The organism is Streptomyces sp. NBC_01241 (genome assembly GCF_041435435.1).
In the GTDB taxonomy this organism is placed as follows: Bacteria; Actinomycetota; Actinomycetes; order Streptomycetales; family Streptomycetaceae; genus Streptomyces.
The window spans coordinates 6,175,340-6,199,640 of sequence record NZ_CP108494.1; the positions used below are offsets into that span (position 1 = coordinate 6,175,340).

The window sequence follows — 24,301 nt, forward strand, 5'->3', positions numbered from 1 at the left end:
CGGGACGGAAGATCCGAACGGGAAGCGCGAGCCGAACAAAACCCCTTCCGAGGGGTTGAGTTTTGGTGGGCTATGGTGTAATTGGCAACACTACGGTTTCTGGTACCGTCATTCTAGGTTCGAGTCCTGGTAGCCCAGCGCAGAAATGCAACAGCAGTAAACAGTAGTAACAAGCCCCCGTTGTGTAGCGGCCTAGCACGCTGCCCTCTCACGGCAGTAGCGCCGGTTCGAATCCGGTCGGGGGTACAGATCCTTCCCGCGAGATCATCTGGGTCGCACCCACGCTCTCGATGCAGGATCGCTAGGGCCCCCGTTGTGTAGCGGCCTAGCACGCTGCCCTCTCACGGCAGTAGCGCCGGTTCGAATCCGGTCGGGGGTACTTGCAACACCATGGGCTATGGTGTAATTGGCAACACTACGGTTTCTGGTACCGTCATTCTAGGTTCGAGTCCTGGTAGCCCAGCGCAGAAATGCAACAGCAGTAAACAGTAGTAACAAGCCCCCGTTGTGTAGCGGCCTAGCACGCTGCCCTCTCACGGCAGTAGCGCCGGTTCGAATCCGGTCGGGGGTACAACACAGCAGTAGACAAGGGCCCTTCACTTCGGTGAGGGGCTCTTCTGCTTGTCCCCCCCCGCTATGTCGCCCCGTCAAGTACGGGACCGTTACCGGGACTTGGTGGAGGCCGCCACGGCGCTGGGGCGGCCAGGACTTTCTTCCGTACGTCAGCCGGTGCGGCGCAGGGCCTCGCTCAGCCTCGCCGCCGAGTCGATGACCGCCTGGGCGTGCATCCGGCCCGGGTGCCGGGTCAGCCGCTCGATCGGTCCGGAGACCGAGACGGCGGCGACCACCCGGTTCGAGGGGCCGCGCACCGGCGCGGAGACCGAGGCGACGCCCGGCTCGCGCTCGCCGATCGACTGGGCCCAGCCCCTGCGCCGTACGCCCGAGAGCGCCGTCGCCGTGAAGCGGGCGCCCTGGAGACCGCGGTGCAGGCGCTCCGGCTCCTCCCAGGCCATCAGGATCTGGGCCGACGAGCCGGCCTTCATGGTGAGCGTGGAGCCGACCGGCACGGTGTCCCGCAGGCCGGACAGCCGCTCCGCCGCCGCCACGCAGATCCGCATGTCGCCCTGTCGCCGGTAGAGCTGCGCGCTCTCGCCCGTGATGTCCCGCAGGTGGGTGAGCACCGGTCCCGCCGTGGCCAGCAGACGGTCCTCGCCCGCCGCCGCCGCGAGTTCCGCCAGCCGGGGGCCGAGAATGAAACGGCCCTGCATGTCCCTCGCCACCATCCGGTGGTGTTCCAGTGCCACGGCCAGTCGATGGGCCGTGGGTCGTGCGAGCCCGGTCGCCGCGACCAGCCCGGCGAGGGTGGCCGGACCGGACTCCAGGGCGCTCAATACCAGAGCCGCCTTGTCGAGAACGCCGACGCCGCTAGAGTTGTCCATACGACGATACTCCCGTCTCACTCTGTGAAACGCAAGTTCAATTTTCGGCGGAAGTTGCGAACCTGTGGGGGTGGCCGCACAACGGCCCCGTAGCCACCGCCCCGCACGGGGGTCCGGACGGCAGCGCACCGAATCTCTAGTTGGGCCGGCGAAGACGCCGGCCGGAGGGAAAGCGATGGGTAGGACACTCGCGGAGAAGGTCTGGGACGACCATGTCGTCCGGCGCGCCGAAGGTGAGCCCGACCTCCTCTTCATCGATCTGCACCTGCTGCACGAGGTGACCAGCCCCCAGGCCTTCGATGGCCTCCGGCAGGCCGGACGCCCGGTGCGGCGCCTCGACCTCACCATCGCGACCGAGGACCACAACACCCCGACCCTCGACATCGACAAGCCGATCGCCGACCCGGTCTCCCGCGCCCAGTTGGAGACCCTGCGCAAGAACTGCGCGGAGTTCGGCGTGCGGCTGCACCCGCTGGGCGACGTCGAGCAGGGCGTCGTGCACGTGGTCGGTCCGCAGCTGGGTCTCACCCAGCCCGGCACCACGGTCGTCTGCGGCGACTCCCACACATCCACGCACGGTGCCTTCGGCGCGCTGGCGTTCGGCATCGGCACCAGCCAGGTCGAGCACGTGCTGGCCACCCAGACGCTGCCGCTGGCCCGCCCCAGGACCATGGCGATCACCATCGACGGCGAACTGCCCGACGATGTCACGGCCAAGGACCTGATCCTGGCGATCATCACCCGGATCGGCACCGGCGGCGGCCAGGGCTACATCCTCGAATACCGCGGCTCGGCCATCGATAAGCTCTCGATGGAAGCCCGGATGACCATCTGCAACATGTCGATCGAGGCCGGCGCCCGGGCGGGCATGATCGCCCCGGACGAGACCACCTTCGACTACCTGAAGGGCCGCGACCACGCCCCGCAGGGCGAGGACTGGGACGCCGCCGTCGCGTACTGGAAGACGCTGCGCACCGACGACGACGCGGTCTTCGATGCCGAGGTCGTCATCGACGCCGCCGAACTGGCGCCGTTCGTCACCTGGGGCACCAACCCCGGCCAGGGCGCGCCCCTGTCGGCCAACGTCCCCGACCCGGCTTCGTACGAGGACGCCTCGGAGCGCAACGCCGCCGAAAAGGCCCTGGAATACATGGGGTTGACCGCCGGCCAGCCGCTGCGCGACATCAACGTGGACACCGTCTTCGTAGGCTCCTGCACCAACGGCCGGATCGAGGACCTGCGCAACGCGGCCGCGATCCTGGACGGCCGCAAAGTCGCGGGAGGAGTACGGATGCTGGTCGTCCCGGGCTCCGTCCGGGTCGCCCTGCAGGCCGTCGAGGAGGGCCTGGACAAGGTCTTCACCGCCGCGGGCGCCGAATGGCGGCACGCGGGCTGCTCCATGTGTCTCGGCATGAACCCCGACCAGCTGGCCCCCGGCGAGCGCTCCGCCTCCACCTCGAACCGCAACTTCGAGGGCCGGCAGGGCAAGGGCGGCCGCACGCACCTGGTCTCCCCGCAGGTCGCCGCCGCGACCGCCGTGCTGGGCCACCTGGCCTCGCCGGCCGACCTGTCCGACGCCCGTACGCCCGCCGGAGTCTGAGAATCATGGAAGCTTTCACCACACACACCGGCCGGGCCGTCCCGCTGCGCCGCAGCAACGTCGACACCGACCAGATCATCCCCGCCCACTGGCTGAAGAAGGTCACCCGCGACGGCTTCGAGGACGGACTCTTCGAAGCCTGGCGCAAGGACGAGAACTTCGTCCTCAACCGCCCCGAGCGCAGCGGTGCCACGGTGCTGGTCGCCGGTCCCGACTTCGGCACCGGATCGTCCCGCGAACACGCCGTGTGGGCGCTGCAGAACTACGGCTTCAAGGCCGTCATCTCCTCCCGGTTCGCCGACATCTTCCGCGGCAATTCGCTGAAGAACGGGCTGTTGACCGTCGTGCTCGACCAGAAGATCGTCGACGCGATCTGGGAGCTGACCGAGGCCGACCCGACGGCCGAGGTCACCGTCGACCTGGAGGCGCGACAGGTCCGCGCCGCAGGCATCACCGCAGACTTCGAGCTCGACGAGAACGCCCGCTGGCGCCTGCTGAACGGGCTGGACGACATCAGCCTCACCCTTCAGAACGAAACGGACATTGCGGCCTATGAGGCGGCGAGGCCGAGCTTCAAGCCGCGTACAATTAACGCCTGAGCAGCGCGTTTCCAGGACTGCGCCCCCTGCCTTCTGGTAGGGGGCGCAGTCGCTTGTTGAGACCCCCTCGGGCGACAACTCGCCCCAGATGGCACAATCGGTGCATGGAACGCGACAGCCAACTCAAGCTTTACGGCCAAGTCGCCGACCGATTGAAGGAAGCGCACACAAGAGTGCGCACACTGCAAGTCCCGGAGAGCGTAAGGATGGCGCTGTCCCGGAAGCTGTTGGTCATCACGGCCGCGGCTAAGCACGATCTCCCGGATGCGGCAAGGCGTCTGGACCGGTTGATGAAGGACCTCGATGAGGGCCGATTCCCCGAAGGTGACTGACTCTGCGGAACTGTGCAGCGGTCGACTTCGTTGCGGCACTAGGGTGATTAGCCCGTTTCGTGTTTGATTTGCGGTATATATCTGCCTAACGTGCGAAAACGCTTGAACACTTTCGTTCAAGCAATGTCTCCGAAGGGGAAGACGTGAACAAGGCGCAGCTCGTAGAAGCGATTGCCGACAAGGTCGGCGGCCGTCAGCAGGCCGCGGACGCCGTTGACGCGGTGCTCGACGCGATCGTCCGTGCGGTTGTCGCGGGGGACCGTGTTTCGGTCACCGGCTTCGGCTCGTTCGAGAAGGTCGACCGCCCCGCCCGCTACGCCCGCAACCCGCAGACGGGTGAGCGGGTGCGGGTCAAGAAGACCTCGGTTCCCCGTTTCCGCGCGGGACAGGGCTTCAAGGACCTGGTGAGCGGCTCGAAGAAGCTCCCCAAGGGCGAGGTGGCCGTGAAGAAGGCGCCCAAGGGCAGCCTCACGGGCGGTGTTGCCCGTACGACGGCCAAGGCCGCGGCCAAGAAGGCCGTAGCGAAGAAGGCCGTGGCGAAGAAGGCCGTGGCGAAGAAGGCCGTGACCGCCGCGAAGACCACCGCGGCGAAGAAGACCACCGCGAAGAAGGCCGCTCCGGCCGCCAAGAAGGCCACGGCCGCGGCGAAGAAGACCACGGCCGCGGCGGCGAAGAAGACGACGACGGCCGCCAAGAAGACCGCGCCCGCCAAGAAGGCCACGGCTAAGAAGGCGCCCGCGAAGAAGACCACGGCGCGCAAGACCACGGCGAAGAAGGCCACCGCACGCAAGAAGTGAGGCCGGGCAGCGCGCAGCTGCACACACGCGCCGGGCCGGGCTCCCCTCGGGGAGCCCGGCCCGCGGGCTGTTGCGGGCAGGGTGCGCGCGACCGTTCAGAACGTCTGCAGGGTCACCAGGGTGATCCGCAGATCCGCCCCCTCGCCGACGCCTTCGATCCGCACCCGCTGCCCCGGACGCAGCAGCCGCAGCCCGCCCGCGTCGAAGGCCCGGGCGTCGAACGCCACCGGGGTCCCGTCGTCGAGCAGCACACTGCCGGTGCGGGTCTCGGGGTCGTACGTGTACGAGGTCGCCTGCATGTATGGAAGCCTATCGGTCCAGCGGGGAGAGTCCCGCGGCCCAGTGCTCTGAGGTGTGCGGGCCGGTGCCCAGGGCCAGCGCCGCCCGCAGATCGTCGCCGGTGTCCACGTCCTGGCGGACCGAATCGATGCCGGTCAGCGTGATTTCCACCGCGCCGGAGTCCAGGTGCCGGGCCCGGGAAGGGCCGCCGAAAGCCGGACGCAATTCCACTCCCGGCGCTGCCGAAAGAAATGTTGTTCCGATTCCTGCCGAATCGGTGACAAATGCACGGGGAAATGCGGCGGAAAAATCGAGGACCCTGGCCAGTTCCGCGGGACGCAGCGCGGGCAGGTCCGCGTTGAGAGCGGCGACCGCCGCGCCGGGCCGCCCGGCCCGTGCCGTCCGCTCGCCGTGTGCCAGGGCGGCGTTGAGCCCGCGATCCGGTTCGTCGGGCACGATGCGGGCCCCGAGGGCCGCGAGAGCCGCCCCCGCCTCCGTGTCGTCCGTGACGACCACCACATCCCGGACCGCCCGGCAGGACAGGGCGGCGGCCACGGTGTCCCGGGCGAACGCGAGGGCGAGCCGTGGGCGCAGTGCGGCGCCCGTCGCGGGCGCGAGCCTGCTCTTGGCCCGTGCCAAGGGCTTCAACGGGACGACCAGAGTCCAAGGACCGGCCGGGTCGGTGTTCGTGGCGATCTCCCCCTCGATGCGCGTCGCCGCTTATTCTCGCCTGCCGGTGCGAGAACCCGGAGGGTCGGCCCCGAAAGCGGGGCGTACGGTGTTCTCGACAGAGCAGGGGCCTGGGGCGAGACTTGACCGTCGGTAGCCAGGCAGAGTTCAGCTCCATAGAGGAAGGTGTCCGAGTGTCCCGCCGCAGAATCGGCTTCTGGTACCGCCTGGCGGCGGTGATCGCAAAACCGCCGCTGGTGGTTCTGTTCAAGCGTGACTGGCGGGGAATGGAAAACATTCCGGCCGACGGCGGATTCATCACTGCGGTCAATCACAACTCGTATCTGGACCCGCTTTCCTACGGACACTTCCAGTACAACACCGGACGTGTGCCACGGCTTCTCGCGAAGGCCGGCCTCTTCAAGACCCCCTTTGTCGGAATGATGCTGCGCGGCACCGGACAGATCCCCGTGTACCGCGAGACGACCAACGCGTTGGACGCCTTCCGGGCCGCGGTCGACGCCATCGAGCGCGGTGAATGCGTCGCCTTCTACCCGGAGGGCACCCTCACCCGCGACCCCGACATGTGGCCGATGGCCGGCAAGACCGGCGCCGCCCGCGTCGCGTTGATGACGAAGGCCCCGGTCATCCCGGTCGCCCAGTGGGGCGCCAACCTCGCGATGCCGCCGTACGCCAAGGAGAACAAGTTCCGGTTCTTCCCCCGCAAGACCCTCCAGGTGCAGGCCGGACCGCCCGTCGACCTCTCCCGCTTCTACGACGAGGAGCCGACGCCCGACCTCCTGCGCGAGGCGACCGAGGTCATCATGGCCGCGGTGACCGCGCAGCTGGAGATCGTACGGGGCGAGAAGGCCCCCGCGGAGCCGTACGATCACCGCAGAGCTCGTGCAGAACAGCGGCGCAAGGCCGAAGGAAAGGGACCCAAGTGACGCACCCCGTAAAGGCAGCCGTCTTCGGAACCGGCTCATGGGGTACGGCCTTCGGCATGGTTCTCGCCGACGCCGGCTGCGACGTCACCCTCTGGGGCCGTCGCACCGAAGTCGCCGAGGCCGTCAACACGACCCGTACCAACCCGGACTACCTGCCGGGCATCGAACTCCCCGCGTCGATCCGGGCCACCACCGACGCCGCCGAGGCGCTGCACGGCGCCGACTACGCCGTGCTCGTGGTGCCTTCGCAGACCCTGCGCGCCAACCTCGCCGACTGGGCCCCGCATCTCGGCTCCCGCACCGTCCTCGTCTCCCTGATGAAGGGCGTCGAACTCGGCACCGCGAAGCGGATGAGCGAAGTCATCGAGGACGTCACCAAGGTCACCCCGGACCGCGTCGCCGTCATCACCGGCCCCAACCTGGCCAAGGAGATCGCCGAACGCCGCCCCGCCGCCGCCGTCGTCGCCTGCCAGGACGAGTCCGTGGCCCAGCGCCTCCAGAGCGCCTGCCACACCCCGTACTTCCGCCCGTACACCAACACCGATGTGGTCGGCTGCGAACTCGGCGGCGCGGTCAAGAACGTCATCGGTCTCGCCGTGGGCATCGCCGACGGCATGGGCCTCGGCGACAACGCGAAGGGCTCGCTCATCACCCGGGGCCTCGCCGAGACGACCCGGCTCGGACTCGCCATGGGCGCCGACCCGCTGACCTTCTCCGGGCTCGCGGGCCTCGGCGACCTGGTCGCGACCTGCTCCTCGCCGCTCTCGCGCAACCACACCTTCGGCACCAACCTCGGCCGCGGAATGACGCTCCAGGAGACGATCGCGGTCACGAAGCAGACCGCCGAGGGCGTCAAGTCCTGTGAATCGGTGCTCGATCTGGCGCGCAGGCACGGTGTAGACATGCCGATCACCGAGACGGTCGTCGGCATCGTCCACGAGGGCAAGCCGCCCGTGGTCGCGCTGCGCGAGCTCATGTCGCGCAGCGCGAAGCCCGAGCGACGCTGACTACGGGCCGGGGAAGCGCGCAGAGCGTTGAACGTTCGCGGTCACCGCTCCAGCGGCCCCGGCCGCGCTGACGCGAGGGGTACCAGCAGGTACGCTCAACGCGATATGAGCAGCGAGAACCTCCCCCAGAGCCCGGAGCAGCAGCTCCGCAAGCCGCGCGTGGCCGTCGTGTTCGGCGGCCGCAGCTCCGAACACGGCATCTCCGTCGTCACGGCCGGCGCCGTCCTGAACGCCATCGACCGGACGAAGTACGACGTCCTGCCGATCGGCATCACGACGGACGGCCGCTGGGCGCTCACCGCCGACGAGCCCGAACGCATGGCCATCACGGACCGCAGGATGCCCGATGTGGCCCAGCTGGCCGAGTCCACCGAGGGCGGCGTGGTCCTCTCCGTCGACCCCGGCAGCCGTGAAGTGGTGTACAGCGAGCCCGGCTCGGTCCCCAAAGCGCTCGGCGAGGTCGACGTCGTCTTCCCCGTTCTGCACGGCCCGTACGGCGAGGACGGCACCCTGCAGGGGCTCCTGGAGCTCTCCGGTGTGCCGTACGTCGGCGCCGGGGTGCTCGCCTCGGCCGTCGGCCAGGACAAGGACTACATGAAGCGGGTCTTCACCTCGTTCGGACTGCCGGTCGGCCCGTACGTCGTGGTGCGCCCCCGCGAATGGGACGCGGACCCCGCCGCCGTCCGCAAGCGCATCGTGGACTTCGCCGGGGACCACGGCTGGCCGCTCTTCGTGAAGCCCGCCCGGGCCGGCTCGTCCATCGGCATCACCAAGGTCGACGACCTCTCCGGTCTCGACGAGGCGATCGAAGAGGCCCGGCGCCACGACCCCAAGTTCCTCGTCGAGTCGCTGCTGCGGGGCCGCGAGATCGAGTGCGGGGTGCTGGAGTTCGAGGACGGTCCGCGCGCCAGCGTGCCCGCCGAGATCCCGCCGGTCACCTCGCACGACTTCTACGACTTCGAGGCCAAGTACATCGATTCGGCCTCCGGGATCGTGCCCGCGCCGCTCACCGAGGAGCAGACCGCCGAGGTCCAGCGGCTGGCGGTCGAGGCCTTCGAGGCCGTGTCCTGCGAGGGCCTGGTGCGCGCCGACTTCTTCCTCACCGAGGACGGCGGCTTCGTGATCAACGAGATCAACACCCTGCCGGGCTTCACCCCGATCTCCATGTACCCGCGGATGTGGCAGGAGAGCGGTGTGAGTTACCAGGAGCTGGTGGACCGGCTGATCCAGGCCGCGTTGAACCGGCCGACCGGCCTGCGCTGAGACGAGTCCCGCGTCGTAGGGCGTGCACTCCCGTCGGGGGAGGGCACGCCCTACAGGCTGCTGGGCACCGTCTTCGTGATCACCGGTCCGAACGCGGCCAACGGGCTCGCGTCATGCGCGTACGCCGTCGAAAGACTCACCTCGACGTACGCCTTGCGGAAAGTGGTCGTAAAACGCGGACCGGCGTCTTCCGGCTGCTCCAGCAGCCAGTTGACGCCGTCCGCCTCGGTCCCCTTCGCCATGGGGTCGTCCATCTTCGCGGGCCGGGGGACACCGCAGCGCAGTACGATCGCTCCGTCCCCCCACTCGGCGATCAGTTCGGATTTCGTCCCGGTGTCACCGCGGCCGAGTCCGGCAACGGTCCTCGGCAGCTCCTTGTGCAGCGCGCGGCAGTAGGCTGCGGCTTCCGGAGACGGGGTGGGAACCGTGATCGACGCCGCGGCGTCCGTCGAGGAACAGCCTGCCGCGGCCAGCAGCAGTGCGGCAACGGACGGACCGAGAAGCACGGGATGGCGGAAGCGGCGGCGCGATGATGTCACCGGCCCAGCGTAGACGGGGACTACAGATGAACGACCGGGCAGGTCAGGGTTCGCGTGATGCCTTCCACTTGCTGGACCTTGGCGACCACCATGCGGCCGAGTTCATCGACCGTGTCGGCCTGGGCGCGCACGATCACGTCGTAGGGGCCCGTGACGTCCTCTGCCTGGATCACTCCCGGAACTCTGGCGATGGTCTCGGCGACGGTCGACGCCTTGCCCACCTCGGTCTGAATAAGGATGTACGCCTGTACCACGGAACCTCCAGGGCGGCCACGAGGATCGTGTGGGGATGGGAAAGGGACGCCACGGTATCGCGTTGCCGCGAACCGCGGGGAGACCTGCGGGGCGGTTGACGTCCACAGCGTGGCGCGCACACAGCACAAGTTGACGTATCTCTTGACAGTACCGACAGCAGAGACGGCCCGCGACCGCAAGCGCGACGGGGCGAAAGGGGGACGGGCATGGCGATGGGAACCGGTGCAGACTGCTCTCTGCGGCGGCGGCCGGTCCACGGCCCGGACCCCCGGCCGCCGAAGCAGCCCGGACGGACGTCCGGCGCGACAGATGAGAGGTGAGACTCGGTGAAGGGAACCGTGGGCGAGTTGGGGGAGTTCGGGCTCATCAGGGAGCTGACCTCCCGGCTCACCACCACTCCGGCGGTACGGCTCGGCCCCGGCGACGACGCAGCGGTGGTGTCCGCTCCCGACCGCAGGGTCGTGGCCAGTACGGACATCCTGCTGGAGGGACGGCACTTCCGCCGCGACTGGTCGACCGCGTACGACGTCGGCCGAAAGGCCGCCGCCCAGAACCTCGCCGACATCGCCGCCATGGGGGCCGTGCCCACCGCGCTGCTGCTCGGCCTGGTCGTCCCCGCCGAACTCCCGGTCACCTGGGCCGGCGAGCTGATGGACGGCATCCGTGACGAGTGCCAGGTCGCCGGCGCGGCCGTGGTCGGCGGCGATGTGGTGCGCGGCGAGACGATCACCGTCTCGATCACCGCACTCGGCGATCTGCGCAACCACGAACCGGTCACCCGGTCCGGCGCCCAGCCCGGCGACGTCGTCGCTGTCACCGGCTGGCTCGGCTGGTCCGCCGCCGGCTACGCCGTGCTCTCCCGCGGTTTCCGCTCGCCCCGCGCCTTCGTCGAGGCCCACCGGCGCCCCGAACCGCCGTACCACGCGGGCCCCGCGGCCGCCGGGCTCGGCGCCACCGCGATGACGGACGTGAGCGACGGACTCGTCGCCGACCTCGGGCACATCGCCGAGGCCAGCAAGGTCCGGATCGACCTGCGCTCCGGACTCATCGACATCCCCTCGCAGATGTCCGACATCGGGCAGGCCGTCGGCGTGGACCCGCTGCAGTGGGTGCTCACCGGGGGAGAGGACCACGCGATCGTCGCCACCTTCCCGCCGGAAGTGAAACTGCCCGCCCGCTGGAAGGTGATCGGCGAAGTCCTCAACCCCTCGGCGCTGCCGCAGGTGACGGTCGACGGGGCGCCCTGGACCAGCAAGGGCGGCTGGGACCATTTCGGCGGCATCGAGGACGCCCAGTAGATTCGGCGTATGCCCCTGTCTGCTGCCGTACCCGCCCGTGTGCTCACCGTCGCCGGATCCGATTCCGGCGGTGGTGCGGGCATCCAGGCCGATCTGAAGACGATGCTCGCGTTCGGCGTGCACGGAATGAGCGTGCTGACCGCCGTCACCGCCCAGAACTCGCTGGGCGTGCAGGGCGCCTGGGAACTGCCCGCCGAGGCCGTCACCGCCCAGTACCGCAGCGTGGTGGACGACATCGGTGTGCAGGCGGTGAAGACCGGCATGCTGGCGTCGGCCGCCCTCGTGGAGACCGTGGCCGAACTCCTCGCGGGCACCGCGGCCCCGGTCGTCGTGGACCCGGTCGGGGTCTCCAAGCACGGAGATCCGCTGCTGGCCGCCGAGGCGCTCGATTCCGTACGGACGAAACTCCTGCCGGTCGCCACGGTCGCCACCCCGAACCTGGACGAAGTGGCGCAGCTCACCGGCGTGAACGTCACGGACGAGACCGGAATGCGGCAGGCCGCCACCGGGCTACTGGCCTTCGGGCCGCGCTGGGTCGTCATCAAGGGCGGGCATCTGCCCGGCGAACCCGTCGATCTGCTGACGGACGGCACCGCGGAGCACTGGCTGCGCGCACCCAGGCACGACAACCGGCACACCCACGGCACCGGCTGCACGCTCGCCTCGGCGATCGCCTGCGGACTGGCGCTGGGCCAGGACGTGCCCACGGCCGTACGAGGCGCGAAGGCGTACGTCACCGGGGCGATCGCGGCCGGATTCCCGCTGGGCGCCGGGATCGGCCCCGTCGACCACGGCTGGCAGACGCGCACCGGTTGAGGACGCACCACAGCACAGCAAAAAGCCGGTCCACCGAGGTGGACCGGCTTTTTGGGCAACCGGAAGGCTGCGCTACGACGGGAACGTCAGCGCGCGACCTTGCCGGCCTTGATGCACGAGGTGCAGACGTTGAGCCGCTTCGGCGTCCGACCGACCACGGCACGCACGCGCTGGATGTTGGGATTCCAGCGACGGGACGTACGGCGGTGCGAGTGCGAAATGTTGTTGCCGAAGCCCGGCCCCTTGCCGCAGACGTCGCAGTTGGCAGCCACGGGTCACTCCAAAGACTTCAGGTGCACTTACAGTGAATTCCGGCGCGCCGGATTCATTTGACTGAAGTGGCGGCACCGGGGGAATGGCCCGACTTTCATCGGGCAACCGAAGCAGCATACAACGACCGCGTCGGTAGAACGAAACTACCATGGGTTCCGCCGCCCCCCGTCCCGCCCCTGTCGCCGCCGGACCCGGCGCGCGGGGACTACTCTGCGGTGCAGCCGGCCACCCACGGCCGTTCTTCGAGGAGGACCGACAGGTGCCGCAGACCGCCGACGAGATGGACGCCGTCGCGGTGCGTACCTGGTGCTCACTGGCGCTGGAGGCGCTGGGCCGGGAGCGCGAGGCGATCGACGCGATCAACGTGTACCCCGTCGCGGACGGGGACACCGGTACGAACCTCTACCTCACCGTCGAGTCCGCGAACCAGGCCGTCGAAGCCGTCTTCGCCGCCCATGAGACCGGTACGACCGTGCCCGTCGCCGCCGACGTGGTACGGGCCATGGCGCACGGAGCACTGATCGGTGCCCGCGGGAACTCCGGCACGATCCTGGCCCAGTTGCTGCGCGGGATGGCCGGGGTGCTGGCCGGCGGGCACGACGCGGACCGCCTGCGCCGGGCGCTCACGAGCGCCGCGGCCGCTGCCTGGCAGGCCGTCGCCCACCCCGTCGAGGGCACCGTGCTCACCGTGGCCGCCGCCGCCGCCGAGGCCGCCGGACGTACCGCGGACGACGCCGGAACCGCGGCGGTCGCGCGAGCGGCGTACGAGGGGGCGCGGACGGCCCTGGAAGCGACCCCCGGACAACTCGCCGTCCTCGGGCGCGCGGGCGTCGTGGACGCCGGGGGGCAGGGCCTGGTGACCGTGCTCGGGGCGCTCGTCGAAGCGGTCTCCGGTCGGGCGCCCGAGCGCCGTCACGTGGCCGCGCCCGCGCTTCCGGTGCCGGACGACTGCGCGGTGGCCGACGCGGAAGGCGGACCGGCCTTCGAGGTCATCTACCTGCTGGAGGCCACGGACGGCGCCGTGGACCGGCTGCGGACCCGGCTCGACGGACTCGGCGACTCGCTCGTCGTGGTGGGCGGCGACGGGCTGTGGAACGTCCACGTGCATGTCGACGACGCGGGTGCGGCGGTGGAGGCCGGCGTCGAGGCGGGGCGGCCGTACCGCATCCGGATCACCCACTTCGGCGCGGACCGGGTGCACCCCCACGCCGAACCCGTGCAGCGCGCGGTCGTCGTGGTGGTTCCCGGCGACGGGCTCCGCGGCCTGTGCAAGGAGGCCGGGGCGACGACGGTCCTGGCGCGCCCCGGGGAGCCGCCCGCCAGCGGCGAACTCGTCGATGCGATCCGCCGGGCGCACGCCCGCGAGGTGGTCCTGCTGCCCAACGACGCCGAGTTGCGCCACACCGCCGCCGCGGCCGCCGAGCAGGCCCGCGCGGAGGGAGTCAGGGTCGCCCTGATCCCGACCCGGGCCGCCGTCCAGGGCATCGCGGCCCTCGCCGTCCACGAACCCGGCCGCAGCTTCGACGAGGACGTGGTCGCGATGACCGCCGCGGCCGGCGCCACCCGCTACGCCGAACTGGCCGTCGCCGAGCGGCAGTCCTGGACCATGGCGGGCATCTGCCAGGCCGGCGACATCCTCGGCCTGATCGACGGCGACGTCGCGGTCATCGGCGAGGACGTACCGGAAACGGCCCGTAACGTGCTGGACCGCATGCTGGCGGCGGGCGGCGAACTGGTCACCCTGGTCCTCGGCGAGGACGTCCCCGACAGCCTCGCGGACGCGCTGGAGGAGCACGTACGCGAGGGCTATCTGGCGGTCGACACGGTGGTGTACCGGGGCGGCCACCAGTGCGCTCCGCTGCTGATCGGGGTGGAGTAGGGCGGCACGGCCCCGCCCAGTACGGGTCGGCAGGGGCGTGGCGACGGTTCCGACCAGGGGATTCCGGCGTCCCGGGTGGTGCCCACCGGACATCTGTCAGTGGTGTGGTGTGCAATGGATCGCGTGTCTGCGTTCGATGAACCCCTCAAGAAGCTGCTCGGCGGAGCCACCGCGAAGGTGATGGCCGACCATCTCGACCTGCACACGGTCGGTGATCTGCTGCACCACTACCCGCGGCGGTACGAGGAGCGCGGCCGGCTCACGGCGCTGACCGACCTCCCGCTGGACGAGCATGTGACGGTGGTCGCCCAGGTCGCCGACGCCCGCGTCGTGATGTTCAACAACGGCCGCGGCAAGCGCCTCGAAGTGACCCTCACCGACGGCAGTGGCCGCCTCCAGCTCGTCTTCTTCGGCCATGGCGTCCACAAGCCGCACAAGGAACTGCTGCCGGGCCGAAGGGCGATGTTCGCGGGCAAGGTCTCCGTCTTCAACCGCAAGATGCAGCTGGCCCATCCCACGTACCAGCTGCTGGACGCCGAGTCCATCGACGGGGCCGAGGCCACGGAAGCGGTGGACGCCTTCGCCGGGCGGCTGCTGCCGATCTACCCGGCCTGCAAGCAGCTGGACTCGTGGCGGATCGCCAAGGCCGTCGACACCGTGCTGCCCAGCGCGCGGGAGGCCGTCGACCCGCTGCCGCCGAGCCTGTGCGAGGGGCGCGGGTTCATCCCGCTCCCGGAGGCGTTGCTGAAGGTGCACCGTCCGCAGACCAAGGCGGACATCGCCCAGGCCAGGGACCGGCTGAAGTGGGACGAGGCATTCGTCCTCCAGGTCGCACTGGCCCGCCGCAGATACGCGGACACCCAGCTCCCGGCGGTCGCCCGGAAACCCGCCCACGGCGGACTGCTCGACGCCTTCGACGCGAAGCTGCCGTTCACCCTCACCGAGGGGCAGCGGAAAGTCTCCCAGGAGATCTTCGACGACCTGGCGACCGAGCACCCGATGCACCGGCTTCTCCAGGGGGAGGTGGGCAGCGGGAAGACCATGGTCGCGCTGCGCGCGATGCTCGGCGTCGTCGACGCGGGCGGACAGGCCGCCATGCTCGCGCCCACCGAGGTGCTCGCCCAGCAGCACCACCGGTCCATCACGGAAATGATGGGCGAGCTGGCCGAGGGCGGAATGCTGGGCGGCTCCGACCTCGGTACGAAGGTGGTGCTGCTGACCGGGTCCATGGGGATGGCGGCCCGCCGTCAGGCGCTGCTCGACCTCGTCACCGGCGAGGCCGGGATCGTGATCGGCACGCACGCGCTGATCGAGGACAAGGTGCAGTTCCACGACCTGGGCCTGGTCGTCGTCGACGAACAGCACCGCTTCGGGGTGGAACAACGCGACGCGCTCCGGTCCAAGGGGAAGCAGCAGCCGCACCTGCTGGTCATGACCGCCACCCCCATTCCCCGTACGGTCGCCATGACCGTCTTCGGTGACCTGGAGACCTCCGTGCTGGACCAGCTGCCCGCCGGCCGTTCCCCGATCGCCAGCCACGTCGTCCCCGCCAAGGACAAACCGCACTTCCTCAGCCGCGCCTGGGAACGGGTCCGGGAAGAAGTGGAAAGCGGACACCAGGCCTACGTGGTCTGCCCCCGCATCGGCGACGACGCCGAGGACGAGACGGCAGGGAAGAAGGGGAAGAAGAAGGCACCCGAGGACGACGGTGAGAAGCGCCCTCCGCTCGCCGTCCTGGAGATCGCCGAACAGCTCGCCAAGGGCCCGCTCACCGGGCTGCGCGTCGAGGTGCTGCACGGCAGGATGAACCCCGACGACAAGGACGACGTGATGCGCCGCTTCGGCGCGGGCCAGGTCGACGTCCTCGTCGCCACCACCGTCATCGAGGTCGGGGTCAATGTCCCCAACGCCACCGCGATGGTCATCATGGACGCCGACCGGTTCGGGGTCTCCCAGCTGCACCAGCTGCGCGGCCGGGTCGGCCGCGGCTCCGCCCCCGGACTCTGCCTGCTGGTCAGCGAGGCCCACGAGGCGAGTCCGGCCCGCGCCCGGCTGTCGGCCGTCGCCGCCACGCTCGACGGCTTCGAACTGTCCCGGATCGACCTCGAGCAGCGCCGTGAGGGCGATGTCCTCGGCCAGGCCCAGTCCGGGGTCCGCTCCTCGCTGCGGATGCTCACCGTCATCGACGACGAGGAGGTCATCGCCGCCGCCCGCGCGGAGGCCGCGGCGATCGTCACCGCCGACCCGGAGCTGGAACACCTGCCGGAGCTGCGGACCGCGCTGGACGCGCTGCTCGACAAGGAGCGCGAGCAGTACCTCGACAAGGGGTGACGGGTGCGCGGGCGTGTGCCGGAAGTCCCGCCGTCCGCTAGAAGGGCGGGCCCGGCGGCGTCTGGTGCGTGCGATCGCAAGGCGGAGGGTCGTCCTCGTACTGTGGACGTACGTGGATGAGCCCGACAACGCAGCGAGCGTGCGGGCCAGGCGTCGCCGGGCAGGCGGGACTTCCGGCACAGGCCCGCGGGCCCGATCTGCCGCGACGCCATATCGTGGATGCCACGGCGCCGCAGCATCCTGCGGGCCACCCACGAACCGAGGACCAGACACCCATGACCCGCGTGATCGCCGGCTCGGCCGGCGGACGCCGCCTGGCCGTCCCGCCCGGCACCGGCACCCGCCCCACCTCCGACCGAGCACGCGAGGGCCTCTTCTCCACCTGGGAAGCCCTCCTGGGCAGCCTCCACGGCACCCGTATCGCGGATCTGTACGCGGGCTCCGGCGCCGTCGGCCTGGAAGCGCTCTCGCGCGGCGCCGTCCACGCCCTGCTCGTCGAGACCGACCCCAGGGCCGTCCGCACCGTCCGGGACAACGTCCGCACGCTCGGACTGCCCGGCGCCGAAGTCCGTACCGGCAAAGCAGAACAGATCGTGACAGGGCCGGCGCCCGCGGAGCCCTACGACGTGGTGTTCCTGGACCCGCCGTATGCCGTGACCGACGACGATCTTGGCGAGATACTGCTCACACTCCGTACCCAGGGGTGGCTCGCAGCCGATGCGCTCGTCACCGTGGAACGCAGCACCAGAGGCGGAGAATTCAACTGGCCCAAGGGATTCGAGCCACTGCGGGCCCGTCGCTACGGCGAGGGAACGCTTTGGTACGGTCGCGCCGCCTCTATGTGCGAAGACGCACGATGACCGGACCGGAGAGCGAGGGAATCAAGTTGCGCCGCGCCGTCTGCCCGGGGTCGTTCGACCCCATCACCAATGGACACCTCGACATCATTGGCCGCGCCTCGAAGCTGTACGACGTCGTCCATGTCGCGGTGATGATCAACCAGTCCAAGAAGGGCCTCTTCACGGTCGACGAGCGCATCGACCTGATCCGCCAGGTCACCGCGGACTTCGGCAACGTCCAGGTCGAGTCCTTCCACGGCCTCCTGGTCGACTTCTGCAAGCAGCGCGACATCCCGGCGATCGTGAAGGGCCTGCGGGCCGTCAGCGACTTCGACTACGAGCTGCAGATGGCCCAGATGAACAACGGCCTCTCCGGCGTCGAGACGCTCTTCGTGCCGACCAATCCCACCTACAGCTTCCTGTCGTCCTCCCTGGTCAAGGAGGTCGCCACCTGGGGCGGCGACGTCTCTCACCTGCTGCCCCCGGTGGTCCACGCAGCCCTCGTGGAGCGCCTGGGAGAACGCTGATCCGGCGCCGAATATCTGGCCAACCGTCACCAGGTGTCGGGCGGGCGCCGACTGGCCGTACAGTCGTCCCGTCCGTCTCCAATCGGCAGTAGAGAGTGGCGAGCACACGGTGGACGTGCAGAAGAAGCTCGACGAGATCGTCGAGGCGGTCGGGAGCGCCCGGTCCATGCCCATGTCGGCTTCGTGCGTGGTCAACCGCGCCGAGCTGCTTGCGATGCTCGAAGAGGTGCGCGAGGCCCTGCCCGGCTCGCTCGCCCACGCCCAGGAGCTGATCGGCGGGCGGGAGCAGATGGCCGAGCAGGCCCGTCAGGAGGCCGAGCGGATCATCGAGGCCGCACACGCCGAACGCGCCTCGCTGATCTCCGGCACCGAGGTCGCCGTGCAGTCCCGCAGCGAGGCCGACCGCATCCTCGGTGAGGCCCGCCGGGAGGCCGAGGAGGTCCGCGCCGAAGCCGACGAGTACGTCGACAGCAAGCTCGCCAACTTCGAGGTCGTCCTCACCAAGACCATCGGCTCCGTCGACCGGGGCCGCGAGAAGCTCCTCGGCCGCGGCCAGGCCTTCGACGAGCAGGGATACGAGGACCCGGACTTCGCCGAGGCCCCCGAGCGCAGCACCGACCCGGCCACGCTCCAGCGCCGCGCCGACGAGTACGTGGACACCAAGCTCGGCGCCTTCGAGGCCGTGCTCGCCAAGACCCTGGAGGCGGTCGGCCGCGGCCGGCAGAAGCTGCACGGCCGGGTCGCCACCGACGAACTCGGCGTCCACATGGCCGCCCAGGACGCGGCGGGCAACCATGTCCGCGTGAGCGACGAGGACCACTGGGCCGGCCTCGCCGAGCTGGCCACCCCGGAGCCGCAGCCGGTGCACCAGCAGCTCCAGCCGCACTTCCCCGCCCAGGACCGGCCGGACTACGCGGAGACGTACGCGTACCAGGAGCAGCCGCAGCCGCAGCAGGACGTCTACGGGTACCAGCAGCAGCCCGACCCGTACGCCGCCTATCAGCAGCAGGGCTACGACCAGAGTCAGGCCCAGGCCCAGATCCCGGTCCAGGGGTACGACGGCTGGCAGCAGCAGCCCATGCAGCCCCAGCAGGCGCTCCAGCCGCAGGGCGAGAGCGCCCTCGACGAAACCAGCCTGTTCGACACCAGCATGATCGACCTGGACCAGCTGCGCCGGTACGAGCAGGAACGCTGACCGGTCGCGACGGCGGCCCGGTCGCCACGGCGTCCGGGCCGTACAGGGGACCGGTGGACCGGATTGGGAGCTGGGCGGCGCGTCCAGTATCCTGGCTCTTCGGTCGCGCATGTCCGCGATCCAGGCTGCCCGTTTCGCATCCGAAACCGGGCGGCCCTCCCCACGCTGTGTGATGCACATGATTTCGAAAGCAGGAAAAGCCCTGAACGGCCACCTCGACCACCGAAACCCTCTCGTGTTCGATACGCACGAGCTGGGTCGGCGTCCCGGTGCCCTCCAGCGGCTGACCCGCACGGTGGACGCACCCGGCTCACCGGCCCTCGGCATCGACGAGGTCATCGGTGTGCCGGAAGGCGTACCCGTGGAGCTGGAACTCCGTCTCGAATCGGTCATGGAGGGGGTGCTTGTCACAGGCACCGCCCGTGCGTCGGCCGAGGGGGAGTGCGTAAGGTGTCTGGAGCCGCTGCGCCTCGAGGTTGCGGCGGACTTCCAGGAGATGTTCTCGTACCCTGACGCCGATGACCGGGGCCGCAGCCACAAGGCGGAACCGGCCGACGACGCCGAGGACGACGAGGACACGCTCTTCATCGAGGACGGCCTGTTCGACCTCGAACCAGTGCTGCGTGATGCGGTGGTGCTCGCACTGCCGATGCAGCCGGTGTGCCGGGAGTCCTGTGCCGGTCTGTGTTCCGAATGCGGAATCAGGCTGGACGAGAATCCCGGTCACCACCACGATGCCGTCGACATCCGTTGGGCGGCATTGCAAGGACTCGCCGACACCGTTCAGGACGGCGAGAAGGACAACATGGGCGGCGCCGAAGCGGGCGTCGACGAGAAGCAGGAGAAGTAGCCGTGGCTGTTCCGAAGCGGAAGATGTCGCGCAGCAACACGCGCCACCGCCGGTCGCAGTGGAAGGCTGCGGTCCCCACCCTGGTTTCGTGCGAGCGTTGCCAGGAGCCGAAGCTGCAGCACATCGCGTGCCCCAGCTGCGGCACGTACAACAAGCGCCAGGTCCTCGAGGTCTGAGCGGCTGGTGAGAGGCCCGATGTCTGAGTTGTCCAACGCCAAGAAGCAGGCAGACAACGTCAACACAGCCTCGTCCCACACGCTTCTGGAAGGGCGGCTCGGGTATCACCTCGAGTCCGCCCTTCTGGTGCGTGCGCTGACCCACCGTTCGTACGCGTACGAGAACGGCGGTCTGCCGACCAACGAGCGGCTCGAATTCCTCGGGGATTCGGTGCTCGGCCTGGTCGTCACGGACACGCTGTACCGCATCCACCCCGACCTGCCCGAAGGCCAGCTGGCCAAATTGCGGGCCGCGGTGGTCAACTCGCGTGCACTTGCGGAAGTGGGCCGCGGCCTCGAACTCGGCTCCTTCATCCGGCTCGGCCGCGGTGAAGAGGGCACGGGCGGCAGGGACAAGGCGTCCATCCTCGCCGACACCCTTGAAGCGGTGATCGGCGCGGTCTATCTCGACCAGGGCCTCAGTGCGGCCTCGGAGCTGGTCCACCGGCTCTTCGACCCGCTGATCGACAGGTCCTCCAACCTCGGTGCCGGCCTGGACTGGAAGACCAGCCTCCAGGAACTCACCGCGAGCGAGAGCCTCGGCGTCCCCGAGTACCTCGTCACGGAGACCGGCCCGGACCACGAGAAGACCTTTACTGCTGCTGCTCGCGTCGGTGGTGTCTCGTACGGCACCGGCACCGGCCGTAGCAAGAAGGAAGCGGAGCAGCAGGCGGCGGAGTCCGCCTGGCGTGAGATCAGCGCCGCCGCGGAAGCGCGGGAGGCCGCGGCGAAGGCCGCTGCCGACGGAGGGGCCGCCGACACCCCTGCCGACCCGTCGCCGTCGTCGGACGTTGCTCCGGCCTGACCCCGAATTCCCCCCGGTGCCCTGCGCACCGGGGGGTTTTCGCTGCCCGGATACCCTGGGAACGTCCCTGAACGAGGAGCCACACCATGCCCGAGCTGCCCGAGGTCGAAGTCGTACGGCGGGGTCTTGAGCGCTGGGTCACCGGCCGGACCGTCTCAGACGTCGAGGTGCTGCACCCGCGTGCCGTCCGTCGCCATCTCGCGGGCGGTGTGGACTTCGCGGCCCGGCTGGGCGGTGCCCGCCTCGGTCCGGCCATGCGGCGCGGCAAATACCTCTGGGTGCCGCTGGACGATGCGTCCAGCTCGCTGCTGGGCCACCTCGGCATGAGCGGCCAACTGCTCGTACAGCCGCAGGATGCCCCCGACGAGAAACATCTGCGCATCCGGATCCGCTTCCAGGACTCGCTCGGTACCGAGCTGCGCTTCGTCGACCAGCGGACGTTCGGGGGGCTCTCGCTCCACGAATGCGCCGCCGACAGCACGGACGGGCTGCCCGCCACCATCGCGCACATCGCCCGCGATCCCCTGGACCCGGCCTTCGACGACGCGGCGTTCCACGCGGCCCTGCGACTGCGCCGTACGACGATCAAGCGCGCCCTGCTCGATCAGTCGCTGATCAGCGGAGTCGGCAACATCTACGCGGACGAGACGCTCTGGCGCGCCAAGCTGCACTACGACCGCCCGACCTCGACCCTCACTCGCCCCAAGTCGGCCGAACTGCTGGGCCATGCCCGCGACGTGATGAACGCGGCGCTCGACCAGGGCGGTACCAGCTTCGACAGCCTCTACGTCAACGTGAACGGCGAGTCCGGCTACTTCGACCGCTCCCTCGACGCGTACGGGCAGGAGGGAGAACCTTGTCACCGCTGCGGTACGCCGATACGCCGCCGGGCGTGGATGAACCGCTCCAGCTACTTCTGCCCGCGCTGCCAGCGGCCGCCGCGCACCGTTTCCTAGGCCGGGATTCCCAGGGCCAGGTTCCTAGGCCCGGACCTCCGGGCGCGGGTGGGCCTCGTCGTACCGGTCGCGGGCCCGGAGCACCTCGGACATCCGGCCCTCGACGAGATCGATCAGCGCGAGCAGTCGTTCGGCGACCTGCCGGCCCAGAGGCGTCAGCTCGTAGTCGACGCGCGGCGGATTGGTCGGCTGGGCCTCGCGGTGGACCAGACCGTCCCGCTCCAGGGCGTGGAGCGTCTGCGACAGCATCTTCTCGCTCACCCCGTCGACCCGGCGACGGAGCTCGTTGAAGCGGAAACTGCCGTCGTGCAGGGCTCCGAGCGTCAGGCTGCCCCAGCGGCCGGTGACATGCTCCAGGGTGCCGCGCGAGGGGCACTGCCTGGAGAACACGTCGAAGGCGAGCGCGTCCAGACGGGTCTTCTCGTCCATCCGGACAGCCTACGCCCGCACAGCGTTCACTGCCGGGATGCGCTTTCTCCCGGTGAGTAGACCTCTCAGAAGCCGAAGTCCTGGGTCCACCAGGGGCCGCCCGCGCCGAAGTGCACGCCGACGCCGAGCGTCTTGTAGTCGCAGTTGAGAATGTTTGCCCGGTGGCCGGCGCTGTTCATCCAGGATTCCATCACGGCCTGTGCGTCGGCCTGGCCGCGGGCGATGTTCTCGCCGCCGAGCCCCTTCACCCCGGCTCCGGAGGCGCGGTCCCAGGGGGTCCGGCCATCGGGGTCGGTGTGGTCGAAGAAGCCCCGGGCAGCCATGTCGTCGCTGAAGTTCTGGGCGAGCGAGGCCAGTGAGGCGCTGGCCGTCACGGGGCTGCAACCGACCTTCGAGCGTTCCTGGTTGACCAGGGCGAGCACGGCGGCCTGGGCGGAGGCGGCGGCGGCCGGCGCCGCGGACCTGCGGGTGGCCGGAGCGGAGGAGGCGGGGGCCTCCGGCGCGGCCGACGACTTCTCGGTGGTGACCGGCGCGGCGGTCTTCGACGACGTCGGAGGGGTCGGCGACGGGGACGACTCCGTCCGCCCGGTCGGCTCGGACGTCCTCGACGGCTTGGCGGACGACGGGGATCGGGAGGGTGACTCCGCCTTCGTCGGGCCGTCGGCCCGCCCAGCACCGCGACTGGCCTGGGCGGACGCACCGGCGCGGTCGGCCGGCGCGGTGGTTGAACCGTCCGGGCCCAGCCGATCGGGGACCCCTTCGGTCCGCACCTGGTCCGCGGCCGGGCCACCGCCGACCGAGTAGGTGTCGCCGCCCGGCAGCAGGCCGGAGGCGACCGCAACGGCCCCCACGGCAAGGGCGGCGGAGGCGCCGATCAGTCCGGTACGAACAGGTGTCCCGGTTCGCTTCCCGTGGCGCGCACCTCGGTGGCGCCCCGGGTCCCCCGCCGCGTGGTCCTGAACGGCAGGAGCTGCGGCGGAGCGTCGATGGCGTCCCATCTGCTGAGCCCTTCTGACGGTCTGGACGCCGGTCCCGGCGTCAACACGCCTCACCCGATCGGGTGAGGTTATTGCGACGGGACTGTACGCCATGGCCTCTCGGCAGAAAGTGCTCCGCGAGCAATCGGCCGGTTAGCGTTCAGGCATGAACGAAGACGTACGGCTCACCGCCTGGGTACGCGGTCGAGTACAGCAAGTAGGGTTCCGCTGGTTCACCAGGGCAAATGCTCTGGAGATCGGCGGTCTCACCGGCTTCGCCGTCAATCTCGACGACGGCAGGGTGCAGGTCGTCGCCGAGGGGCGACGTGAGAATTGCCACCGCCTGCTGGACTGGCTGCGCTCGGACGACACACCCGGGCGCGTCGACGGAGTCACTGAGATATGGGACACCCCGCGCGGGGGTTACGACGGTTTCGCGATCCGCTGATCGGGGTCCGGGCCGGGCTCCGGATCGGGGGCCGTGTTCGGACCGTGTTCGAAGGATGGCGTGGGGTGAGGCGGTGGGGCGCTCATCTGCGTACACATGAAATGACCTGCGGAATGACCCGGTGGTTGCCAAGATTCGGTTGGCATGCCAGGCTGCGGCAGTAAGGATGATCTCCACGCCCCCGAGGGCCCCGCAGGAGAGTCGCGCCGCATGATCGTCAAGCCGCGCGCCCCAGAGCTGCCCACCTCTACAGGGCGTGATCGTGTTGACCGTCAAACTTTTTGGTGAGACGCTGAAATCCCCGCGCACCGCAGCTGTTCGGCAGAGCTGTTTGGCAGCAGAACAGCAGTGAGTACAGAGCACTGCCGAGCACCGCGGGTGCGATTCCCTCACGACCCACACCGCATCGGTCGGTCACTCAGTGTGGAGGACCATCCATCATGGCAAAGGCGCTTCTCGGTTACGTCGGCGGTTCCGACCCGCGACTCCTCGCCGAGATGCGACGGCTCCAGCAACGCGTCCAGGACCTCGAATCCGAGCTCGTACGGATTCAGGACGAGAACGACGCGCTCAACGCCGCCGCCCAGCACCAAGAGTCGCTGCTCGACAGCATCGACATCGACGTACCTCAGGCGGAGCCGGCGCTGACCTGACCGATGGCCCTCGGGCCGGTCGGGCTGTACGCGTCAGTCGTCCGAGAACATCACCCGGATCGTCGCCGGATCATTGAAGATCAC

The 24,301-nt window shown here is 69.7% G+C and carries 28 protein-coding genes and 5 tRNA genes; 25 read left to right on the forward strand and 8 right to left on the reverse strand.

What is annotated here, in order from left to right; all coding sequences use genetic code 11:
- Positions 1 to 66 precede the first annotated feature (66 nt).
- The 5 genes from OG306_RS27795 to OG306_RS27815 all read left to right on the forward strand — a co-directional run bounded on the left by OG306_RS27795 (position 67) and on the right by OG306_RS27815 (position 571).
- Positions 67 to 138: transfer RNA gene (locus OG306_RS27795), tRNA-Gln, on the forward strand.
- A gap of 35 nt (positions 139 to 173) precedes the next feature.
- Positions 174 to 246, forward strand: a tRNA-Glu gene (locus OG306_RS27800).
- 60 nt (positions 247 to 306) lie between these two features.
- Positions 307 to 379, forward strand: a tRNA-Glu gene (locus OG306_RS27805).
- A 12-nt stretch (positions 380 to 391) separates the two neighbouring features.
- Positions 392 to 463 (forward strand) — tRNA-Gln (locus OG306_RS27810).
- A 35-nt stretch (positions 464 to 498) separates the two neighbouring features.
- Positions 499 to 571 (forward strand) — tRNA-Glu (locus tag OG306_RS27815).
- Between the two features lie 151 nt (positions 572 to 722).
- Here OG306_RS27815 and ndgR read toward each other — a convergent pair.
- Positions 723 to 1,439: an IclR family transcriptional regulator NdgR gene (ndgR, locus tag OG306_RS27820; protein ID WP_014048551.1), complete on the reverse strand. Its 717-nt coding sequence runs from the start codon at positions 1,437 to 1,439 to the stop codon at positions 723 to 725.
- 175 nt (positions 1,440 to 1,614) lie between these two features.
- Between ndgR and leuC the strand changes: the two genes are divergently transcribed.
- The 4 genes from leuC (at position 1,615) to OG306_RS27840 (ending at position 4,767) form a co-directional block, all read left to right on the forward strand.
- Complete coding sequence (leuC, locus tag OG306_RS27825) at positions 1,615 to 3,039, forward strand: 3-isopropylmalate dehydratase large subunit (protein WP_266748871.1); 1,425 nt, start codon at positions 1,615 to 1,617, stop codon at positions 3,037 to 3,039.
- Between the two features lie 5 nt (positions 3,040 to 3,044).
- Positions 3,045 to 3,638: a 3-isopropylmalate dehydratase small subunit gene (gene leuD / locus OG306_RS27830; protein WP_266905262.1), complete on the forward strand. Its 594-nt coding sequence runs from the start codon at positions 3,045 to 3,047 to the stop codon at positions 3,636 to 3,638.
- A gap of 104 nt (positions 3,639 to 3,742) precedes the next feature.
- On the forward strand, positions 3,743 to 3,970 hold the full coding sequence (locus OG306_RS27835; RefSeq protein ID WP_266748874.1) for a hypothetical protein: 228 nt from the start codon (positions 3,743 to 3,745) through the stop codon (positions 3,968 to 3,970).
- A gap of 143 nt (positions 3,971 to 4,113) precedes the next feature.
- The gene (locus OG306_RS27840; RefSeq protein WP_266748876.1) at positions 4,114 to 4,767 is read left to right on the forward strand and encodes an HU family DNA-binding protein; all 654 of its coding nucleotides are present in this window, start codon (positions 4,114 to 4,116) and stop codon (positions 4,765 to 4,767) included.
- Between the two features lie 95 nt (positions 4,768 to 4,862).
- Here OG306_RS27840 and OG306_RS27845 read toward each other — a convergent pair whose 3' ends face one another.
- Together OG306_RS27845 and cofC are read right to left on the reverse strand one after the other, a co-directional pair.
- Positions 4,863 to 5,066, reverse strand: coding sequence for a hypothetical protein (locus tag OG306_RS27845; protein ID WP_266748878.1), 204 nt, complete (start codon positions 5,064 to 5,066; stop codon positions 4,863 to 4,865).
- Between the two features lie 10 nt (positions 5,067 to 5,076).
- Positions 5,077 to 5,754, reverse strand: a complete 678-nt coding sequence (gene cofC / locus OG306_RS27850) for a 2-phospho-L-lactate guanylyltransferase (protein WP_266907590.1) — start codon at positions 5,752 to 5,754, stop codon at positions 5,077 to 5,079.
- Positions 5,755 to 5,909: 155 nt separating this feature from the next.
- Between cofC and OG306_RS27855 the strand changes: the two genes are divergently transcribed.
- The 3 genes from OG306_RS27855 to OG306_RS27865 all read left to right on the forward strand — a co-directional run bounded on the left by OG306_RS27855 (position 5,910) and on the right by OG306_RS27865 (position 8,932).
- Positions 5,910 to 6,662 (forward strand): lysophospholipid acyltransferase family protein, encoded by a 753-nt coding sequence (locus tag OG306_RS27855; protein ID WP_266748879.1) that lies wholly within the window; start codon positions 5,910 to 5,912, stop codon positions 6,660 to 6,662.
- Positions 6,659 to 7,669, forward strand: a complete 1,011-nt coding sequence (locus OG306_RS27860; RefSeq protein ID WP_266748881.1) for an NAD(P)H-dependent glycerol-3-phosphate dehydrogenase — start codon at positions 6,659 to 6,661, stop codon at positions 7,667 to 7,669. The genes OG306_RS27855 and OG306_RS27860 overlap by 4 nt, the downstream gene beginning before the upstream one ends.
- 105 nt (positions 7,670 to 7,774) lie before the next feature.
- Positions 7,775 to 8,932 (forward strand): D-alanine--D-alanine ligase family protein, encoded by a 1,158-nt coding sequence (locus OG306_RS27865; protein WP_266748882.1) that lies wholly within the window; start codon positions 7,775 to 7,777, stop codon positions 8,930 to 8,932.
- A 50-nt stretch (positions 8,933 to 8,982) separates the two neighbouring features.
- Here OG306_RS27865 and OG306_RS27870 read toward each other — a convergent pair whose 3' ends face one another.
- Together OG306_RS27870 and OG306_RS27875 are read right to left on the reverse strand one after the other, a co-directional pair.
- Entirely contained in the window at positions 8,983 to 9,471 is a 489-nt protein-coding gene (locus OG306_RS27870) for a DUF3515 domain-containing protein (RefSeq protein WP_266748883.1), read from the reverse strand.
- 20 nt (positions 9,472 to 9,491) lie between these two features.
- A complete protein-coding gene (locus OG306_RS27875) occupies positions 9,492 to 9,725 on the reverse strand; it encodes an Lrp/AsnC family transcriptional regulator (protein WP_072487263.1) in 234 nt (77 codons plus the stop codon).
- A 327-nt stretch (positions 9,726 to 10,052) separates the two neighbouring features.
- Here OG306_RS27875 and OG306_RS27880 point away from each other — a divergent pair, with 327 nt between their 5' ends.
- Entirely contained in the window at positions 10,053 to 11,024 is a 972-nt protein-coding gene (locus OG306_RS27880) for a thiamine-phosphate kinase (protein ID WP_266748885.1), read from the forward strand.
- Positions 11,025 to 11,033: 9 nt separating this feature from the next.
- A complete protein-coding gene (gene thiD / locus OG306_RS27885) occupies positions 11,034 to 11,840 on the forward strand; it encodes a bifunctional hydroxymethylpyrimidine kinase/phosphomethylpyrimidine kinase (protein WP_266748886.1) in 807 nt (268 codons plus the stop codon).
- An 86-nt stretch (positions 11,841 to 11,926) separates the two neighbouring features.
- Here thiD and rpmB read toward each other — a convergent pair whose 3' ends face one another.
- Positions 11,927 to 12,112: a 50S ribosomal protein L28 gene (gene rpmB / locus OG306_RS27890; protein ID WP_030928661.1), complete on the reverse strand. Its 186-nt coding sequence runs from the start codon at positions 12,110 to 12,112 to the stop codon at positions 11,927 to 11,929.
- Positions 12,113 to 12,372: 260 nt separating this feature from the next.
- On the opposite strand from rpmB, the gene OG306_RS27895 reads away from it, so the two are divergent.
- The 9 genes from OG306_RS27895 to mutM all read left to right on the forward strand — a co-directional run bounded on the left by OG306_RS27895 (position 12,373) and on the right by mutM (position 21,710).
- Positions 12,373 to 13,992, forward strand: coding sequence for a DAK2 domain-containing protein (locus OG306_RS27895; protein WP_266748888.1), 1,620 nt, complete (start codon positions 12,373 to 12,375; stop codon positions 13,990 to 13,992).
- 114 nt (positions 13,993 to 14,106) lie between these two features.
- Entirely contained in the window at positions 14,107 to 16,323 is a 2,217-nt protein-coding gene (recG, locus tag OG306_RS27900) for an ATP-dependent DNA helicase RecG (protein ID WP_266748889.1), read from the forward strand.
- Positions 16,324 to 16,598: 275 nt separating this feature from the next.
- Positions 16,599 to 17,183 (forward strand): 16S rRNA (guanine(966)-N(2))-methyltransferase RsmD, encoded by a 585-nt coding sequence (gene rsmD, locus OG306_RS27905; RefSeq protein ID WP_266748891.1) that lies wholly within the window; start codon positions 16,599 to 16,601, stop codon positions 17,181 to 17,183.
- A 26-nt stretch (positions 17,184 to 17,209) separates the two neighbouring features.
- A complete protein-coding gene (gene coaD / locus OG306_RS27910) occupies positions 17,210 to 17,689 on the forward strand; it encodes a pantetheine-phosphate adenylyltransferase (protein WP_266752491.1) in 480 nt (159 codons plus the stop codon).
- Between the two features lie 109 nt (positions 17,690 to 17,798).
- Positions 17,799 to 18,884 (forward strand): cell division initiation protein, encoded by a 1,086-nt coding sequence (locus OG306_RS27915; RefSeq protein ID WP_266748892.1) that lies wholly within the window; start codon positions 17,799 to 17,801, stop codon positions 18,882 to 18,884.
- 178 nt (positions 18,885 to 19,062) lie between these two features.
- Positions 19,063 to 19,734, forward strand: a complete 672-nt coding sequence (locus tag OG306_RS27920) for a YceD family protein (protein WP_266748894.1) — start codon at positions 19,063 to 19,065, stop codon at positions 19,732 to 19,734.
- A gap of 2 nt (positions 19,735 to 19,736) precedes the next feature.
- On the forward strand, positions 19,737 to 19,910 hold the full coding sequence (gene rpmF / locus OG306_RS27925) for a 50S ribosomal protein L32 (protein WP_003965982.1): 174 nt from the start codon (positions 19,737 to 19,739) through the stop codon (positions 19,908 to 19,910).
- A gap of 19 nt (positions 19,911 to 19,929) precedes the next feature.
- On the forward strand, positions 19,930 to 20,754 hold the full coding sequence (rnc, locus tag OG306_RS27930; RefSeq protein ID WP_266748896.1) for a ribonuclease III: 825 nt from the start codon (positions 19,930 to 19,932) through the stop codon (positions 20,752 to 20,754).
- Positions 20,755 to 20,840: 86 nt separating this feature from the next.
- Entirely contained in the window at positions 20,841 to 21,710 is an 870-nt protein-coding gene (gene mutM / locus OG306_RS27935; protein ID WP_266748898.1) for a bifunctional DNA-formamidopyrimidine glycosylase/DNA-(apurinic or apyrimidinic site) lyase, read from the forward strand.
- A gap of 24 nt (positions 21,711 to 21,734) precedes the next feature.
- On the opposite strand, the gene OG306_RS27940 is transcribed toward mutM, so the two are convergent.
- Both OG306_RS27940 and OG306_RS27945 read right to left on the reverse strand, forming a co-directional pair.
- Positions 21,735 to 22,139: a winged helix-turn-helix transcriptional regulator gene (locus tag OG306_RS27940; RefSeq protein WP_266748899.1), complete on the reverse strand. Its 405-nt coding sequence runs from the start codon at positions 22,137 to 22,139 to the stop codon at positions 21,735 to 21,737.
- Between the two features lie 65 nt (positions 22,140 to 22,204).
- Entirely contained in the window at positions 22,205 to 23,137 is a 933-nt protein-coding gene (locus OG306_RS27945) for a CAP domain-containing protein (RefSeq protein ID WP_266748900.1), read from the reverse strand.
- A gap of 145 nt (positions 23,138 to 23,282) precedes the next feature.
- Between OG306_RS27945 and OG306_RS27950 the strand changes: the two genes are divergently transcribed.
- Together OG306_RS27950 and OG306_RS27955 are read left to right on the forward strand one after the other, a co-directional pair.
- Positions 23,283 to 23,564: an acylphosphatase gene (locus OG306_RS27950; protein ID WP_266748902.1), complete on the forward strand. Its 282-nt coding sequence runs from the start codon at positions 23,283 to 23,285 to the stop codon at positions 23,562 to 23,564.
- Between the two features lie 440 nt (positions 23,565 to 24,004).
- Entirely contained in the window at positions 24,005 to 24,217 is a 213-nt protein-coding gene (locus OG306_RS27955; protein ID WP_018551753.1) for a hypothetical protein, read from the forward strand.
- Positions 24,218 to 24,301 lie beyond the last annotated feature (84 nt).

Coding starts and splice junctions, on each gene's coding strand:
- ndgR (WP_014048551.1), bottom strand. CDS start 1,439: ATGGACAACTCTAGCGGCGTCGGCGTTCTCGACAAGGCGGCTCTGGTA.
- leuC (WP_266748871.1), top strand. CDS start 1,615: ATGGGTAGGACACTCGCGGAGAAGGTCTGGGACGACCATGTCGTCCGG.
- leuD (WP_266905262.1), top strand. CDS start 3,045: ATGGAAGCTTTCACCACACACACCGGCCGGGCCGTCCCGCTGCGCCGC.
- OG306_RS27835 (WP_266748874.1), top strand. CDS start 3,743: ATGGAACGCGACAGCCAACTCAAGCTTTACGGCCAAGTCGCCGACCGA.
- OG306_RS27845 (WP_266748878.1), bottom strand. CDS start 5,066: ATGCAGGCGACCTCGTACACGTACGACCCCGAGACCCGCACCGGCAGT.
- OG306_RS27865 (WP_266748882.1), top strand. CDS start 7,775: ATGAGCAGCGAGAACCTCCCCCAGAGCCCGGAGCAGCAGCTCCGCAAG.
- thiD (WP_266748886.1), top strand. CDS start 11,034: ATGCCCCTGTCTGCTGCCGTACCCGCCCGTGTGCTCACCGTCGCCGGA.
- recG (WP_266748889.1), top strand. CDS start 14,107: ATGGATCGCGTGTCTGCGTTCGATGAACCCCTCAAGAAGCTGCTCGGC.
- rsmD (WP_266748891.1), top strand. CDS start 16,599: ATGACCCGCGTGATCGCCGGCTCGGCCGGCGGACGCCGCCTGGCCGTC.
- OG306_RS27920 (WP_266748894.1), top strand. CDS start 19,063: ATGATTTCGAAAGCAGGAAAAGCCCTGAACGGCCACCTCGACCACCGA.
- rnc (WP_266748896.1), top strand. CDS start 19,930: ATGTCTGAGTTGTCCAACGCCAAGAAGCAGGCAGACAACGTCAACACA.
- mutM (WP_266748898.1), top strand. CDS start 20,841: ATGCCCGAGCTGCCCGAGGTCGAAGTCGTACGGCGGGGTCTTGAGCGC.
- OG306_RS27940 (WP_266748899.1), bottom strand. CDS start 22,139: ATGGACGAGAAGACCCGTCTGGACGCGCTCGCCTTCGACGTGTTCTCC.
- OG306_RS27945 (WP_266748900.1), bottom strand. CDS start 23,137: ATGGGACGCCATCGACGCTCCGCCGCAGCTCCTGCCGTTCAGGACCAC.
- OG306_RS27950 (WP_266748902.1), top strand. CDS start 23,283: ATGAACGAAGACGTACGGCTCACCGCCTGGGTACGCGGTCGAGTACAG.
- OG306_RS27955 (WP_018551753.1), top strand. CDS start 24,005: ATGGCAAAGGCGCTTCTCGGTTACGTCGGCGGTTCCGACCCGCGACTC.